The sequence below is a fragment of the Methylovorus sp. MM2 genome (genome assembly GCF_001648895.1).
Lineage (GTDB): Bacteria > Pseudomonadota > Gammaproteobacteria > Burkholderiales > Methylophilaceae > MM1.
Window position 1 is genome coordinate 144,303 of record NZ_LXUF01000001.1, and the last position, 16,266, is coordinate 160,568.

At 46.9% G+C, this 16,266-nt stretch carries 12 protein-coding genes; 5 read left to right on the forward strand and 7 right to left on the reverse strand.

Annotation, left to right across the window (positions count from 1 at the left end; translation table 11 throughout):
- Positions 1-109: 109 nt before the first annotated feature.
- Together aas and A7981_RS00705 are read right to left on the reverse strand one after the other, a co-directional pair.
- On the reverse strand, positions 110-2,245 hold the full coding sequence (aas, locus tag A7981_RS00700; RefSeq protein ID WP_067262614.1) for a bifunctional acyl-ACP--phospholipid O-acyltransferase/long-chain-fatty-acid--ACP ligase: 2,136 nt from the start codon (positions 2,243-2,245) through the stop codon (positions 110-112).
- A 39-nt stretch (positions 2,246-2,284) separates the two neighbouring features.
- On the reverse strand, positions 2,285-2,590 hold the full coding sequence (locus A7981_RS00705; protein ID WP_067262617.1) for a helix-turn-helix transcriptional regulator: 306 nt from the start codon (positions 2,588-2,590) through the stop codon (positions 2,285-2,287).
- A gap of 158 nt (positions 2,591-2,748) precedes the next feature.
- On the opposite strand from A7981_RS00705, the gene A7981_RS00710 reads away from it, so the two are divergent.
- The 5 genes from A7981_RS00710 to A7981_RS00730 all read left to right on the forward strand — a co-directional run bounded on the left by A7981_RS00710 (position 2,749) and on the right by A7981_RS00730 (position 9,170).
- Complete coding sequence (locus A7981_RS00710; RefSeq protein WP_067262619.1) at positions 2,749-3,492, forward strand: 2OG-Fe dioxygenase family protein; 744 nt, start codon at positions 2,749-2,751, stop codon at positions 3,490-3,492.
- 189 nt (positions 3,493-3,681) lie between these two features.
- Positions 3,682-5,523 (forward strand): GGDEF domain-containing protein, encoded by a 1,842-nt coding sequence (locus A7981_RS00715; protein ID WP_067262622.1) that lies wholly within the window; start codon positions 3,682-3,684, stop codon positions 5,521-5,523.
- A 181-nt stretch (positions 5,524-5,704) separates the two neighbouring features.
- The gene (locus A7981_RS00720; protein WP_067262624.1) at positions 5,705-5,893 is read left to right on the forward strand and encodes a hypothetical protein; all 189 of its coding nucleotides are present in this window, start codon (positions 5,705-5,707) and stop codon (positions 5,891-5,893) included.
- Positions 5,894-6,131: 238 nt separating this feature from the next.
- Positions 6,132-7,844 (forward strand): YbaL family putative K(+) efflux transporter, encoded by a 1,713-nt coding sequence (gene ybaL / locus A7981_RS00725; protein ID WP_067262626.1) that lies wholly within the window; start codon positions 6,132-6,134, stop codon positions 7,842-7,844.
- 87 nt (positions 7,845-7,931) lie between these two features.
- The gene (locus A7981_RS00730; protein WP_067262629.1) at positions 7,932-9,170 is read left to right on the forward strand and encodes an MFS transporter; all 1,239 of its coding nucleotides are present in this window, start codon (positions 7,932-7,934) and stop codon (positions 9,168-9,170) included.
- Between the two features lie 34 nt (positions 9,171-9,204).
- Here the strand turns inward: A7981_RS00730 and A7981_RS00735 are convergent, their stop codons facing one another.
- The 5 genes from A7981_RS00735 to A7981_RS00755 form a co-directional block, all read right to left on the reverse strand.
- Positions 9,205-10,068: a transglutaminase family protein gene (locus tag A7981_RS00735; protein ID WP_067266320.1), complete on the reverse strand. Its 864-nt coding sequence runs from the start codon at positions 10,066-10,068 to the stop codon at positions 9,205-9,207.
- A 291-nt stretch (positions 10,069-10,359) separates the two neighbouring features.
- Positions 10,360-10,872, reverse strand: coding sequence for a general stress protein (locus A7981_RS00740; RefSeq protein ID WP_067262632.1), 513 nt, complete (start codon positions 10,870-10,872; stop codon positions 10,360-10,362).
- A gap of 126 nt (positions 10,873-10,998) precedes the next feature.
- Entirely contained in the window at positions 10,999-12,951 is a 1,953-nt protein-coding gene (locus A7981_RS00745) for an alpha-amylase family glycosyl hydrolase (RefSeq protein ID WP_067262634.1), read from the reverse strand.
- Positions 12,944-15,148 carry an HAD-IIB family hydrolase gene (locus tag A7981_RS00750; protein ID WP_067262637.1) on the reverse strand — a complete coding sequence of 735 codons (2,205 nt, stop codon included), beginning with the start codon at positions 15,146-15,148 and terminating at the stop codon, positions 12,944-12,946. The genes A7981_RS00745 and A7981_RS00750 overlap by 8 nt, the downstream gene beginning before the upstream one ends.
- On the reverse strand, positions 15,148-16,074 hold the full coding sequence (locus A7981_RS00755; protein ID WP_254258460.1) for a carbohydrate kinase: 927 nt from the start codon (positions 16,072-16,074) through the stop codon (positions 15,148-15,150). Before A7981_RS00755 ends, A7981_RS00750 begins: the two co-directional genes overlap by 1 nt.
- Positions 16,075-16,266 lie beyond the last annotated feature (192 nt).

Genomic DNA, 16,266 nt, shown 5'->3' on the forward strand with positions numbered 1-16,266 from the left:
GTAAGACAAGGGTTGATCAAGCCAGATTCTGGCCATAATTTATATGCGCCCAATGCGACACTAGATAATCCGAGGGCAGATATCCCTACCATAAATTGGCGGCGATTCATTAGGATTGCTCTGCCATGTTTTTGAGGGTTACATAGTCTGTCTTGCCAGTGCCTAACAACGGCAGCTCCGAGACTACAACGATCTTGCGTGGTATGGCGATTTCGGGGGCCCCCAGTTTTTTTGCACTGCTCTGTAACACTTCGCGATTCAAACTGGTATCGGTAGTAAACAGTACGATGTTTTCGCCCCGTTGAGCATCTGCCTGTGTGCTAGCCGCATGCTGATGTTCCGGGGATGCTTGATTAGCAATCTGTTCCACAGTTTCGAGCGAGACCATCTCGCCCGCGATTTTGGCAAAGCGTTTAACGCGGCCAAGTATCTTAACGAAGCCATTCTCATCGATATTGACGATATCCCCTGTGTTATACCAGCCATCTTCCGGCGCTTTTAATACCCCGGGGTTGTCATATAGATAATAGCCAAGCATGACATTAGGCCCTTTGACTGACAGCAGGCCGCCGTTTTCTATACCGGGAACATGTTCAAGTCTTGCGTGTAATCCCGGTAGTAAAGGTCCAACCGTACCAGCAAGGTTTGCCATCGGCGTATTAACTGCGAGTACAGGCGCGCATTCGGTAGCGCCATAACCTTCAAGAATGCGTAAGCCAAATTTATCTGTCCACGCTTTCCGTACCTCATCATTGAGTTTCTCGGCGCCCGCGACGACATAGCGCAGTTTGTAGAAGTCATAGGGGTGTGCAAATTTTGCGTAATTAGCTAAGAATGTACTGGTGCCGAAAAGCACTGTGCAGCCACGGTCATAAATCACTTCAGGAATGACGCGATAATGTAGTGGCGATGGATACAGGAACAGTTTGCTACCTGTGACTAATGGCATGATGCCGCCGCACGTGAAACCAAAGGCATGGAATAAAGGTAGCGCGATCATGAATTTATCGCTAGGTGAGAAATCAACGACTGCGCGAATCTGTGCGATATTTGCCAGAATGCTGTGATGCGAGTGCACAACCCCTTTAGGTTTGCCTTCTGATCCTGAGGTAAACAGGATGACCGCAGGGGCATCTGGTTCTGTATTGCTCACCGCCCAACTAGGTAGCCAAAGGGCATAAGCCATTAACCATATTTTATCGATTAAGCTGAATTTGCTACGTAGGTCTTCCAGATAAATGATGTTCACTTTCTGAAGGCCGCTAACAATCTCGGTGAGCTTTGCGGCCTCAAGAAATTGGCGCGAGGTGAGCACAGTTTTTATATTCGCAGCGATGCATGCGTTTTGTAGCCCGGCAGTCCCCGCTGTGTAATTCAGCATGGCAGGTACACGTTGCATAGCGCTCATGCCGAAGATGAGGCAAACGGTATTTGTGACGTTAGGCATCAATAAACCGATGGCTTCGCCGCGGCTACTGATCTTTTCTGTCAGGCGCCCAAGCGCCAGACTCTTTTTCAGCAGATCGCCATAATTTTCTTCTTCTTGACGCATATCCTCGACAAGTAAAGTCTTGCGGCCGTGAATATTGATGGCATCAAGAAATGCGCTGAATAAGGTCTGTACAGGTCGGGATGCAAAAAGCATGTCCTGCATGATGCGGCGCATCGCGTCGCCTGCCATGCGGCGGCGTAGTTTTGCTGTTGGCGCATCTGGCATCTTGAGATGCGTGGCAGGTAAAATCGAAAGTGTGATTTTGGGGAACAGTGATTTCGGGTATTTTCCTGAAACTCTGCTGAAATAAGAACGGGCAGCGCCGTCTAGACGTATCGGTAAAATAGTTGCTCCTGTTTTTGCGGCGACAAATCCTGGCCCGTCATAGACTTTCATCAGGCTGCCGGTGACGGTGATTCGTCCTTCAGGAAAGATAACCACTGACTCGCCAGCCTCTAATAGCTTGATTACCTTCTTCATTGCTAAAGGGCTGGTAGGATTGACTGCGAGGTAAGGCGTTAAGCGTAATATCTGCCGAAAGCCCCAATGATTAAGTACGGTTGTATGAACGACAAATGTTGCGCGGATGGGCAGGAAAAGCCCAAGTAAGAAGCCATCAAGGAATGATTCATGGTTGGCAATGATCAGAAGCGGATTTTTTCCAGTGGCTGAATTTTTAGGCACATTGGATTTACCATGCAACTCGATCCTGAAAAATAGTCTGCTAAGTATTCTTAAAATTGCTGCAACCATGTTGATTTCCCCTTGTATCGCTTAATCTAATGATGTGTTTTATATTTCAGTTTCGACGTAATTCAATACGCTTTTAAGTGCTGTTGCCATTAATGCTTTATTGATCCAGAAGAACACTTCTTTTCCGACTTTTTCACTTTGTAGAATGCCACTGTCTCTTAATACGTTAAGGTGGTAAGTGACAGCGCTTCTGCTTAATGTCGATGCAGCGACAATCTGTGTGATATGCATGCGTTCATTGGGTTCGAATGCGAGCAATATACGTTGCCTTTGTTCATCGCCAAGCGCCACAAAGATTTTTGAGGTGCCTGACCAATCTGATGGAATTGTTTCGATTGTTTTCATAACTATATAATTAGTTATTTAGTTATATGTGTCAATAGGTTTTTTGTATTTATATTTACTTGGTCATTATTTGGTGGATAGTGTGATTAATAGTGACCAGTTTAATAGACACTGCGCCGCAGTTTGCCTAATATGCCTATCTTTCCACGGCGCACCACATGACAAATCATTTAATCAATAATCCAGCCTTAAATGCACTCTGTAAGCAGATAGAGCAGGCTGGATTTTGTTTTGCGCCCACAGCAGATATCAAGCACTGGTTGCAGGTACTTAATGAGCATGGCCTAAACGACTGGGATGCGTTTTCTCAGAGTTGGAATGATATGCCGCTGGACGAATATATGGCGGATGGCGGTAGATATCGTCGTCGACGTCATGCCACGCTTAGCGCTGAAAGTGGCGTAATCAGCCTGGAACCGCATCAGCCGCATTATCAGAGCCGTGATTACAATACCCTGAATGGAGGTATCCCACGACAGTATGAGCCGATTGCCAATGCGGTCATGCTGGGGAATACCATGCAGGGATTACTTAGATTTTGTGATGAGCTCTTCGGCAAGATGTCGGTCAACCCGCGCTGGCACATTGAGTGTCATCAGTTTCGTATCGAGGCGAATCACGCTGAATTAGGCAAACCTGCGCCAGAAGGTATTCATCGTGATGGCGTCGACTTCGTTCTGGTGTTGATGGTGAAACGCGTCAATATATCCAGCGGCACAACGACGATGCATGATCTTGAGCAGCGCACGCTGGATAGTTTTACGCTGACAGAACCTCTGGACTGTGCCATTGTGAATGATAAACGCTGTATGCATGGGGTGACGCCGGTTGAGCAAATCGACCCCAATCAGCCTGCTTATCGTGATGTGCTCGTGATTACTTTCAAGAACCTGAATGATTGATTGATAGTTAAGGTCTGGGAATTAAGATTTTGAGAATTAAGGGATTAAACCTCATTAACTCCATGATTGATTTGATCGTGATTGCGGTATGTTGATGAGATTGATTATTCTAGGCAGGGTATACCCTACGTATTTGCCTGAAATATCCGTTATTAAATAGATGACTTTTATAGAGTTGATCATCGAGCTATGGACAAAAATAGTAAATCAATCGAAATAGCACGCCAGACCTTATTACAACTTACTGCCCGAAAGATTCCGCCAACGCCGGATAATTATCGGAGCGTCTACGACGAGATCAGCGGCATCGTCTCTATCGACCATTCAAAAGAACTTGCCAGAACCTTAGATAGTGTTTTGCAAGAAGCCGGGCATAAGCAGCCAAAATATATCGTCGCGGCACAGGCCATTGCGAACCAGATTGAGAAGCGGGATTGGGCCAAACTGGAAGACCAGTTGCGTAAGCTGATTCCTGTAGGAGCAACGGATGGGGAAAATGTAAGTTGGCCGATGGTGTTGCGCAATCTGTTGAGGCAGCTTGAGGTCAGCCATAAAGGGATTACCGTCACCCGTAAAAAAGAAGGCCTGAATAAAGTACTGACAAATTTTGGGCAAGACCCTGATTTATTAGTACAGAAGATTCATGGGCTGGTTTCTTCCTGGGGAACGGGTGCCGCAACCGAGGGCGCGATAGAAACTCCCGCCTCGGCATCGCCCATTGTGCAAAATTCGGCTGGGGCATCAACGGCGACAACTCAAAAAAGTATCGGCGCTGATGGTGAGTCAGGAGAGTTTGCAGGGCTATGGCGTGACATGGTGATCAAGTCATTAGATCTGGTCTTGATTCCGCAGTTAAAAAATAACCCGGGTGCCGAGGCACGTGCCAAGACATTACTGGCTGGCGTGCAATCTGCGAAGACCAAGTCAGATGTACAGGCGCAAGCTGAAGCTTTAAAGTCGATCTTGTTCACATGCGAGATGCAGTACGATGCGCAGAGTCGTATGCACGAGGCACTGTTACAAATACTGCGATTGCTACTTTCTAGTATGGGTGAGCTTGTCATCGAAGATAAGTGGCTGCATGGCCAGATATTGCTGATTAACGACATATTGAGCCTGCCATTGAATATCGAGGTGCTTTATAACGCCGAAAGCAGTCTGAAAGATCTCATCTTTAAGCAAGGCAAGATCAAGCCTGGTTTGGTTGATGCGCAAGAGACCTTGAAGCGAATGGCATCCACGTTTGTGGATCGATTGGTTGATTTGGCTGAAACTACGGACGATTACCAAGCCAAGATTCAGGGTTATCAACAGAAGATCACGACGACAAAAGATATTCACGAGCTGAATACGCTGTTGGATAACCTGATGGAAGATACGCGCGTGATGGGTCTGAGTGCGCAGCGTTCACGGGATATTCTTACTGAGACGCAGCAAAAGGTAAAAGAAGCCGAGCTTAAGATTATTGAGCTGACTAACCAGCTTGAACACATTAGCGAAGTGGCACATGAAGACTACCTGACAGGAACACTTAATCGTCGTGGTATGGATGAGGCCTTAGAGCGAGAGTTTAGTCGTGCAGAACGCTATAACGTAGCACTTTCTATCGCCATGATGGATATTGACCACTTTAAAAAGATCAATGACACCATGGGTCACACAACAGGTGATCAGGCACTGGCGCATTTGGCGAATGTGATCAAAAAGACCTTGCGGACGACGGATGTGATTGCGCGATACGGTGGCGAGGAGTTCATTATCATCTTGCCGGGAACCGAGTTGTCGGAGAGTATTACTATCGTGACCCGTGCGCAACGCGAGCTAACCAGAAATTTCTTTATGCATAATAATGAGCGTGTATTGATTACATTTAGTGCGGGGGTTGCGCAACGGTTACCGGGTGAGGATGTGAACGCGATGATTCCCCGTGCCGATGCTGCCTTATATCAGGCTAAGCAGAGTGGGCGTAATCGGGTAATCGGCGCAGACATGCCGGATGCTGAGGCTGAACCGCCAATCGATTCAGAGTGATTAAGACAAAGTAGTGATATTTACTGCGTAGGTAATAAGGAAAATGTTTATTTTATGAAGTGTCATCAACGTTTCATAAAATAAACAGATACTGGTCAGGAATTTTTTAGATCAGATATCGTCTGAAAGCGGGCTAGGACAAAATTCTGGCCCGATTTAATGAGTCCCAAAAGGAAATGAAATGCAACCACTTAGTAAAGTCGAGGGGTTTTTTACCTCTCAATCCTATGCAATTCCTCATTTAGCAACACTTCATACTAGTCCCGTAAAAATCAATGCTCGAGTAAATTCAAATCAGTTTGATCAACAAGCGCAGGAAGAAAGAAGTCAGTTAGTGAAAATGCTGGCTGATTGTGGCGATTGTATTTAATCGACTGTCGTTCTAGATTCATTTGCCATAAGTAACGCGATCAGGAATTTTCTGCTGAGAATTCCTGATCGTTTTTATGCGGTGAGGCTGTGTGCTCCACAGTTGCTTTGAGGTTTGCGTTGTTTGAATAGTTTGCCTAATGATAAACTCGGGATAAATCTATGGATTACGCTGTCTGAAAAGTTAGTACAGATTGCAACTCCCTCAAAACATAACTCATCATAAGAAAGTAAGCTGAATGCCGCATGACGTTAGCCTGATCACAACCATTGCTGCAGGCCTTGGCCTCGCATTGATTTTCGGCTTTATTGTCGCCCGTTTACGCATGCCGCCATTAGTCGGTTATTTATTAGCTGGTATCGTCATTGGCCCCGGTACACCAGGGTTTGTTGCGGATGTCGAGCTTGCCGGACAGTTAGCTGAGATCGGTGTGATCTTGCTGATGTTTGGTGTTGGCCTGCATTTTTCCCTGAATGATCTATTGTCAGTTAAACGCATTGCTGTGCCCGGCGCATTGGTACAGATATTAGTCGCTACCTTAATGGGGATGGGAACTGCGCTTTACTGGGGCTGGAGTATTGGTGGCGCATTAGTATTTGGCCTTTCGCTCTCTGTGGCGAGTACGGTTGTATTATTACGCGCACTTGAATCCAGAGGCGTGCTTGAATCGATCAATGGGCGAATTGCTGTAGGCTGGTTGATCGTCGAAGATCTCATTATGGTGCTGGTGCTGGTATTGTTGCCGGTTGTGGCAGGGTTGCTTGGCGGCGAACATGTTACTGCTGCTGGTGACGCCGATACCAGCGTATGGGCGACGATAGGCATTACCTTGGCCAAAGTGACGGCATTCATCGTATTGATGCTAGTGGTGGGGCGCCGTGCTTTCCCACGTTTACTTTGGCTCGTTGCGCGGACAGGCTCTCGTGAATTATTCACCTTATGCGTGATCGCTGCTGCACTCGGTGTAGCTTATGGGTCAGCAAAACTGTTCGATGTGTCATTTGCCCTAGGCGCCTTCTTTGCGGGCATGATGATGCGTGAGTCAGAGTTCAGTCATCGTGCTGCCGAAGAGTCATTGCCATTACGTGATGCGTTCTCCGTTCTATTCTTTGTTTCTGTTGGCATGTTATTCGACCCGCATATTCTGCTTGATGAGCCCCTGAAGGTATTGGCGGTTGCTGTCATCATCATGTTGGGTAAGACATTAGCTGCGATAGGTCTGGTGATCGCTTTTCGGTATCCGCTTAATACGGCACTTACCGTGGGCGCAAGTCTGGCGCAGATCGGTGAGTTCTCGTTCATTCTTGCCGGCATGGGTATTACCCTGAAGCTCTTGCCTGCTGAAGGTCAAAGCCTTATTTTGGCAGGTGCTTTGATCTCTATCGCATTCAATTCCTTGGTATTTGCAGCGATCAAGCCAGTGCAGAATTTTCTGCGCGCACGTTCGCCAATGGCGCGAAAACTGGAATTGCGTGATGATCCATTGGCACAGCTACCGATGTCAGTTGGCCACGATTATCTGACTGGTCAAGTCGTTATCGTTGGATATGGGCGTGTGGGGCGTCGTATCGCTAATTCCTTACAGGAGCAGAATATTCCTTACGTGATCGCAGAACAGAATCGCGAGTTGGTGGGCAAGCTCCGCGCAAAGGGAATTGCTGCTGTCTCGGGTGATGCCGCCGAGCCTGCCGTACTGATACAGGCACATATTGCACGTGCTGGTATGTTGGTGATTGCCACACCTGATACTGTCAGTGTGCGGAAGATGGTAGAGACAGCCCGAATGCTTAACCCAGCGATCGAGGTCATTGTGCGCACGCATAGTGAGGAAGAAGCCGAGCTGCTTGCAAGAGCTAATTTGGGTAAAATATTTATGGGTGAGCATGAGCTGGCATTAGGCATGACCAAGCATGTATTACTGCGTATGGGCGTTCCACAAGATGCACATTGAAATAAATCTATAACTGCACTGCTAATTTCGCTGTAATCTCTTAAAATAGCAGACCCATCGGCAGTCACGAATTCCAGCGAAATTTTCATGCAGCAATCCACAACCTTTTTCCCTCAGGCTGTTTTAAAGAACCGTAACTTTATCAAGTTGCTAATCTTTCGCATGCTGATCGTATTTTCATACCAGATCGTTGCGGTCGTTGTTGGCTGGCACATCTATCAGATCACTCATGACCCATTCTCTTTGGGGTTGGTTGGTCTGGCAGAAGTGATTCCCTATATGTGTAGTGCCTTGTTTGCAGGGTATGCGGTCGATCATCATTCACGGCGCTTGTTTGGCGTGTTTGCCAGTGTGGTGTTATGTATCAACTCTTTCTGGCTTGCAGGGGTTGCACACGGCTTGGTCGGCGGTGAGTCATCGCTATGGATATATGCGTCTATCGCGTTCATTGGATTTGCGCGGGCATTTATTGGGCCTACGTATGGGTCTCTGTTTGCTTTGATCTTACCGCGTGAGCAATATCAGCGTGCAGCAGGCGTAGGAACCTCTATATTTCAGATTGGTTTGGTTTTCGGCCCGGCTATTGGTGGCGCTTTGGTCGGGTGGGCAGATATCACAACGGCTTATATTGTCGGTGCTGTCTTTGCGGGAGCCGCTGCCATCGCATTATTATTTCTGCGGGTGAAAGAGCCAAAGGCGGCAGAGAGTGCCCCTGTATTCAAGAGTATTGCAGAAGGTTTACGATTCGTTTTTGGTAACCAAATTATTCTCGGTGCACAGGCGTTGGATATGTTTGCTGTTCTATTTGGTGGTGCCGTTGCTATGTTGCCAGCATTTATCCACGATATATTTAATCATGGGCCTGAGGGCTTGGGTATCTTGCGAGCAGCCCCAGCTATTGGTGCGATTCTGATGGGAATCATGTTGACACGGCACCCTTTGAATAAGAATTCAGGACGTTGGCTGTTGCTCGCCGTGGCTGGTTTTGGTGTCACCATTATCCTGTTTGCGTTAACTACGCATTTTTGGCTGGCCGCATTCTTGTTGATGATCTCAGGGTTCTTTGACGGTGTATCCGTTGTCTTAAGAACAACCATCATGCAATTGATGACGCCTGATACTATGCGCGGTCGTGTGTCAGCTATCAATGGGATATTTATTGGCTCATCTAACGAGCTGGGCGCATTTGAATCGGGGTTAACTGCACGCATGATGGGCTTGGTACCGTCCGTGATTTTTGGCGGCGCGATGACCTTGAGTGTGGTGTTGGTTACGGCCAAGCTGGCGCCAAAATTACGCAGACTTCACCTGACCGACTTGCACTAAAAAATGGCTCATCTAAAAGTTTAAGGCGATATCCTTAGGACTGTGTAGAGAGCACATCTTCGCAGTCATAGGGCAGATCAAATCCATTGGTAGTATCATCAACAGCATCTATTGAGATAACGGGTGCCCAGGACTTGATACGGCCAAATATCGTTGCGAAAGCGACATCCGCTGCATCTCGACCTGTGCCTAATCTAATCAGCCCCATGGGGGGTGATATACCACTTGGGTCCACGATATACCAGCGACCGCTCAAATAGACTTCTACATAGGCATGAAAGTCGTAAGGGCCGTAAGAAGGGTCTGCACCGTAATCCATGCCTGTAACGAAGCGCGCAGGAATATTCACTGCACGGCATAAGGCGATCATAAGATGGGCAAAATCACGACAAACACCGGATTGCTCAATTAAAGTATCCAAGGCAGAAGTCGTCGCTTTGGTGGTACCCATCTCGAATTTGATGCGCTCACGTATCCAGTCCCGAATTGCCTTTACACGACTGAAACCGGGTTTCATTTTTCCGAATTCGCGCGCTGCGAATTTATGTAGCCTATCTGATTGGCAGTATCGACTAGGGTAGATGTAGCGCATGATCTCTTGTGGTATCTGAGAGATAGGAACCTCTTCTAAAGTAGAAGGGTCAGCATGGTAATGTGCAATATCTACACTCGCGGCATAGCTGATGTGGAGTGGGCCATTTTGCGCCTTGAATCTTGCAAAGCGGGTGCCGTAAAGCGGGTCAGTATACATATCAGCGTGCAGTGGCTGGCTGATACTGAAATGCTCGTTGATAATGGTTTGGTGAGGTGTATTAGCCGCGTGTATGTTGAGTATAAAGTCGGCGGAGGCATCTAGCACTTCATATTGCAGTTCTGCCTTGAAATTCATTCTTATCATATTAAATGCAGCTTTACTCAGTGATGGGGTAGTCAATATCAAAACGCAAGGGAGCCTATGCTCCCTTGTATTCAACGCTCAAACTTACATTAATGAATTAAGCAGGTAACTTTTCTTTTTTGTTGCTAAAGGAGTGAACAACTTTTTTCAAAACATAGCTAACTAAAAGGGTTTTAAGTAAAAATTTCATAATAATGACTCCTTGTTAAGGTGGTTCCATTGTAGTGCCTCAATACATGCCGGATTATCGGCATTTAACTGATTGTGATGTAGGAATAACCAGCACAATACTTAGATCTTGGCGACATACATCTCGCTCTTGCCAGCACTTGAGAAGCCGATGATTTTCTCGGCTTTATCAGTCTCAGTTTCTGATGCTGTATTGGCAACGAGTACTACATGTCCATCATTCACCGCATCTTGAACAAAATCTGCAAAGTGTCCTTTTCGTGTGGCGATAGCAGCGCCTGCGCCAACAAATGCGCCTGTCATTGCGCCCCAGCCTATCATCATCAAGGGCCCTAACAAAGGGCTTGCTATAAAGAGGCTAACATTGGCTGCCGTGATGGCGACTTGCCCTAATGCACCAATACCAGAGCCAACTACAGTACCGATCGCCGTATCTTTGACTACATCTTTGAGGGCGTCGTTGCTATCTTCGACTTGCTTGCTATCGTCGCCGTTATGTTTGAATATATAGAGCTGTTTCGCATCAAAACCGCTTTGAGTCAGTTGTTGCTGTGCAGATTCGGCTTCTTTAAGGGTAGTATATACCCCTGCTACGCGATGGTCGTAGGTCATCATGATTCTCCTTAGCTTTACTTGGCTACATTAAGCTTATATTTGTGCTCAACGTAGGGATATAGGAGAAGTCTGATTTTAATGTAGGACTATTTGTGCACGAGTGTTTGGTACAGGATGATCTGAATTCTATATCTGTAACCAGTAAAAACCGAGTCCGGGTATAGTTAATTGGCCTTCCTGAATAGAGATCATCTCACCTGAGAGCATATCTTTAAAGCTGGTGTGTTGTAGCAATCCCCCAGTTTTTATATTGTTAAGATCCAGTGTCTGCGCATTGTTATCAAAGTTATTCACGACCAGAATACGCGATTGACTATTAATGGTATCAAAGCGGGAAAACACAAAAAGATGCAGATTATCGGTATCGAATAATTCGCGATTATTATGGTCGGCAAATGCGGGGATTTCTTTGCGGATAGCGATCATCTTCTTTAACGCAGCAAAGATTCTGTTTTCTACGGTGCCGGTCTGTGTACGGAGTGCTGCTTTTTCCCAATTCATATTCGGTCTGTGCACCCAGCGGCTGTCATTGAGCTTGTACTCGTCTTCAAGGTAAGAGACGTCATTTAGGGTACCGAGCGCATCGCCGTAATACAGTAAGGGAATGCCGCCGAAAGACATGGTGATGCTATGTAGCAATAAGATTGTTTTGATACTGGCATCAATCAATTCAGCATTATCGAGTGCCAATGCATTCTCAAGCCCCGCGAGCGAAGCCAAAGAGCCTGAAATACGCGCATCCCCCGTTCTTTCGTTACGGCCAAATGCTAAACCACGTGCGATAGAATCAGGGTGTTCGCCCGTAAAGTAATCAACTAGAAATTTTCTATGTGCTTGGGGGTCATAACCTGCGAGACGGATATCATTGTCATCGAAGCCCCAGCCGATGTCGTCATGGCAGCGTATGTAATTCAGCCAAGTGGCCTGCTCGAGTTTATTTGGTAAGTTCCTGATGCCTTTATTGAGTAATGTCGCTTTTTTGGTGGCGACGGCTTCCCAGAGTAGTGCCATGAGTGTTGCGTTATAGGCGATCTCGCATTCTTTGGCATTGATTGCATCTTCACCAAAATATTTGATAATCTCCACTGGCGCGACGATGGCTTCGGCGATAAATAACACCCCGGGTGCGACCGCTTGGCAGCAATCTTTCATCAGTTGCAATATCAGGTGGGCTTCGCGCTCATTCTGGCAAGTACTGCCTATCTTTTTCCAGAGAAATGCCACTGCATCAAGGCGAATGATATCCGCACCGTGGTTTGCCCAAAAGAGAATGATATCGAGCATCTCGATAAATACAGCGGGATTCTTGTAATTGAGGTCCCACTGGAAGTTATTGAATACTGTCATCACCCACTTGCCCATTTCTTCATCCCATGTGAAGTTGCCGGGTGCTGTTTCTGGGAAGACCTCGGGCATGGTTTCTTCATACATGTCCGGGGTCTCCCGGTCGTCAAAGACGAAGTAATAATCTTGGTATTTTTTATCGCCTTGGCGCGCCTTTTGTGCCCATTCGTGTTCATCAGACGTATGGTTGACTACGACATCCAGCGTGATCAGCATATCCCGTTTTTTGAGGTTATTGATCAAATCATCTAATGATTCAAGTGTGCCTACCGCAGGGTATATCTTGCGGAAATCGCGTACTGCATAACCACCGTCACTTTTGCCTTTCGGGCAATCAAGAATAGGCATGATGTGGATCATATTGATGCCCAAATCCTGCAGATAAAAGAGCTTGGATTTCAAACCTTCCAGATCGCCAGCAAATTCCTGACAGTAAAGGGCAAAACCAACCCATTCAGGGCTTAAAAACCAGTTGTGGTCTTTTTCCCGTTTGATATCCAGTTTTTTTAAGTGCGGTTCTCTGGCGATGTATTGCCGGATCATCATTTCCACTAGGCGATGCATCTGTGCCTTAAAGTCTGGCCTATCGCCATAGAGGCGCGAAAACAATGAGTGGATCGCGTAGAAGTTTGCACCAAGCCGGATGTAAAAATGTTGCAGGTTCTGTTTCTTTATCTCGGGCTTTAGCGCTATCAAGATGTCATTGAGTAATGAGTGCGACACCTGTTCATACATGATCCACCGCCTTTTCAGCTTGTTGGGGTTTGGTTTTGCCTGCTTCTGATTTGTTGTAGTGTTCAAGCCCTTCTATGATGCCGTTTGCATAATATTTCTCTGCAAAATAGATCTGTTCCATCCCTTTGAGCGATGCCAATTCGGGGCTATGGTTTCCCACCACGATGGCTTGCGTGTCACCTACCAGCATTTCATGGTCATTGCCTGAATCACCCGCGACAAGAAAACTTTTTAACGGCAATCCCCACTTGTAAGCCAGATAGCGTATGGCATGTCCCTTAGACGCCCTGATGGGTAAGATGTCGAGAAACTCCTCATGTGAGTAGATCAGCTGTGCATGTAATTGCAGCTCATTCAGGTAACGCGATAGCTGTTTGATGGGCGGCATCAGTTTGGAGTCTACGTTATAGCTAAGCTTGAATTCACGTTGATTCTCGGGTGCTTGCAGTGTTAAACCCGCTATATCTGAGAGTGCTTCAGCCAAGGCATCGCGCCGCCATAGATAACGTATATGATTTGCCCAGCCAATATCAGGAATAAGATTTTTGCCATAGTGGATCTCACTACCCACTGATGTGATCAATAGTTCAGGCAAAGGAACTTGCCATTTTTTAAGTATGCTCAGTGCACTCTCAAGTGGCCTGCCTGTAGCGACCCCAAAAGCTAAGTTTCCCTTGTTCTGGCTTAGCCATTCCACCAGCTTCTTCAGCCCTTGTTTATCGCCTATGAGCGTGTTGTCTATGTCGCTGATAAGTGCTTTCTTCACCAACGGCATATGAGATTTGCCTGAGTTGAGGGTGATCGCCTGTTGCCGTCTCCAGCGTTTTCGGTCACGGCGCAACATGTAACGTACTTCTTTCATGTATTTTTCAACATGGGCAGGCCAACTGTAATGGCGTTTTACGCCCGCAATACCATTCTTGGCCCATTGGCGCCATTGTTTTCTATTTGAGAGTGTTTCTACCAGTGCTGTGGCGATGGCAGTGCTTTCCAGCGTATTAGTGAGTAGTCCGCTGCGGCAATTGCGCACGATATCTTGCGGGCCGCCATCATCTGGCGCTACAAAAGGTAAGCCGCTTGCCGCTGTTTCTATCAGTGTGAGGCCAAATGGCTCAGTCAGTGCCGAATTCACGAATACTCCGCACCTGCGCGCCGCTAGTTTATAAAGCTCCGGTATTTGCTCGCGTGAGATATGTTTGGGGATAGCGACTTTGCCCCATAAATCGAAATTGTCGATATCCAGTAGCAGATCGTTCAAGACTTCTTGCTGAGATTCTTCCATCGTGCGGATATCATCCCGGTTGCCGGCCACGATGATGAGATTGGCGAGTTCCTGAAGCTGTGGGCTATTGCCATAAGCTGTAATCAAGCCTTTGAGGTTCTTTCTGAGCTCAGGGCGACATATCGTCAAAATCACCGGTTTGTCAGGTTCTGAAAGAAACCTGTCGATTTCCTGCTGGGTTTGCGATTGTGGTTTTTTTCGACCCGGCGGTGAGAAGCAGGAGGTATCGATCCCTGGTGGGATGACAACGAATCTTTGATGATCAAAATTGTGGTACATGCCATATTGCTCGGTGATCTCTTGCCGAGTGCTGGTGATCACAAGTGATGCATGCTTGAGTACTTCTTCTTCAACGCTGATGCGGCGATTGAAGTTGAATTGTTTTTCAATCGCATTGGCTTTCCTGCCGCTGGCTAGTAAGCGCTCACGTTTTGCGCGACCCAATGAATGGCCTGTGTGTATTTGAGGAATACCAAGCAAAAGGGAAAGCTGGTGTCCAACATAACCGGCATCTGCATAATGTGTATGGATGATGTCTGGTAAGCGGCCCTGATGCCGCAAGAAATGCAGGCATTGATCTACCATCTGGTCGAGGTGTGACCACAGCATCTCTTTACGTAAGTAACGTTTAGGGCCGCAAGGTAGCCGGATAATGCGCGCATTCTGCCCGATATCTTCTTCTGGTAGCGCATAGTCAGGCGCGGTCGCAGGGTCATCGATCAATCGTGTCAGCAGGTCTACCTTTGCTACGTCTTCATGTGCCCCTAGTGCGCGGGCCAGCTCTACCACATAGGCAATCTGTCCACCTGTATCAGCATCACATCCAAGCTCCAGATTCTTGCCACGGATTAATCCATGCAGGCTGATCATTAAGATATAAACGGGCGGATTATTATTGCCGAGGTCTTGCGTCATTATTGCCACTCCCTGATGAATGCATCATAAAACGACATATGATCGGGAGCAGCGCCGCGTATTCCGCAGATGGCTGCTGCGAATTCATTCGCGCGTAGTAAGGTAGTTTCCACTGGCCAATCGAGCAGGGTGCCGAGTATATAAACTGCAGAGAACCCATCACCAGCGCCTACCGTATCTACAATCTGGTTGTTTGTTTTGCTGCCTTTAACATTGAATTTCTTGCCATCACTATTGATAAGCCATGCGCCTTGGTCGCCACAAGTAATCAACATACATTGCAACTGAAAACGCTGAATTAGATTGAGTGCTTGCTCTTCTTTTGTTTGTTTCTTAAGTTGGAATATGTTTGCGAAAATGCCTAGCTCTTCTTCATTCATCTTGACGATGTCGGCATGCTCTAAAGAGTATTCCAGCGTATTTTCATCATACCAAGGTGCGCGTAGATTGATATCGACTAAGCGTAGGGCATCGGTTTCGCGGAGAAAGCTATCTAAGGTCTGTTTGGATGTAGCATGGCGTTGCGCTAGCGTGCCGAAATAGATCAACTCCGGCTTGTTTGCCTGCATCACGGAAAGCATGGCAGATTTATCTATATAGTCATAAGCTTGGTCAGCAAGTATCTCAAAACGGTGAGTGCCCTCTTCAAAGTGCACTTTTACTTGGCCGGTCGGATGGTTAACATCAAGCTGAACACCGGATATATCCATATCCCATGCATTCATCGCTGCTAATAGATCTGCTCTGAGCGCATCGTTGCCTGTTCGCGTGATGAACAGGGGATGCAAGCCAAACGCTTGCAAATGACGTCCTACATTGAATGGTGCACCACCCAGAACACGACTATCTGGAAATACATCAGCTACCACTTCACCAAAAATCGCTACCGTTCTTTGGGCGTCTACCAGTGATGATTTTGATATCACGGTTGCTCCCTTATTATTTGATATTCAGGTATTAAAGTGGGTCATGAACCCACAGTACTCTACTTATCTGAAAGTCAGAAGCGCAAAAAGTTTCCACTGCGTTTGGGACGGGCGTACATCAATTGAGGATGAATGGAGCTGGGAAGAAGGCCTAGAAAGGCATAAAGCGATTTTTTGAGAGAGGAACCTAAT

Bases quoted from the DNA above. Each gene is read 5' to 3' on its own strand.
- aas (WP_067262614.1), bottom strand. From the start codon at position 2,245: ATGGTTGCAGCAATTTTAAGAATACTTAGCAGACTATTTTTCAGGATC.
- A7981_RS00705 (WP_067262617.1), bottom strand. From the start codon at position 2,590: ATGAAAACAATCGAAACAATTCCATCAGATTGGTCAGGCACCTCAAAA.
- A7981_RS00710 (WP_067262619.1), top strand. From the start codon at position 2,749: ATGACAAATCATTTAATCAATAATCCAGCCTTAAATGCACTCTGTAAG.
- A7981_RS00715 (WP_067262622.1), top strand. From the start codon at position 3,682: ATGGACAAAAATAGTAAATCAATCGAAATAGCACGCCAGACCTTATTA.
- A7981_RS00720 (WP_067262624.1), top strand. From the start codon at position 5,705: ATGCAACCACTTAGTAAAGTCGAGGGGTTTTTTACCTCTCAATCCTAT.
- ybaL (WP_067262626.1), top strand. From the start codon at position 6,132: ATGCCGCATGACGTTAGCCTGATCACAACCATTGCTGCAGGCCTTGGC.
- A7981_RS00730 (WP_067262629.1), top strand. From the start codon at position 7,932: ATGCAGCAATCCACAACCTTTTTCCCTCAGGCTGTTTTAAAGAACCGT.
- A7981_RS00735 (WP_067266320.1), bottom strand. From the start codon at position 10,068: ATGATAAGAATGAATTTCAAGGCAGAACTGCAATATGAAGTGCTAGAT.
- A7981_RS00740 (WP_067262632.1), bottom strand. From the start codon at position 10,872: ATGATGACCTACGACCATCGCGTAGCAGGGGTATATACTACCCTTAAA.
- A7981_RS00745 (WP_067262634.1), bottom strand. From the start codon at position 12,951: ATGTATGAACAGGTGTCGCACTCATTACTCAATGACATCTTGATAGCG.
- A7981_RS00750 (WP_067262637.1), bottom strand. From the start codon at position 15,148: ATGACGCAAGACCTCGGCAATAATAATCCGCCCGTTTATATCTTAATG.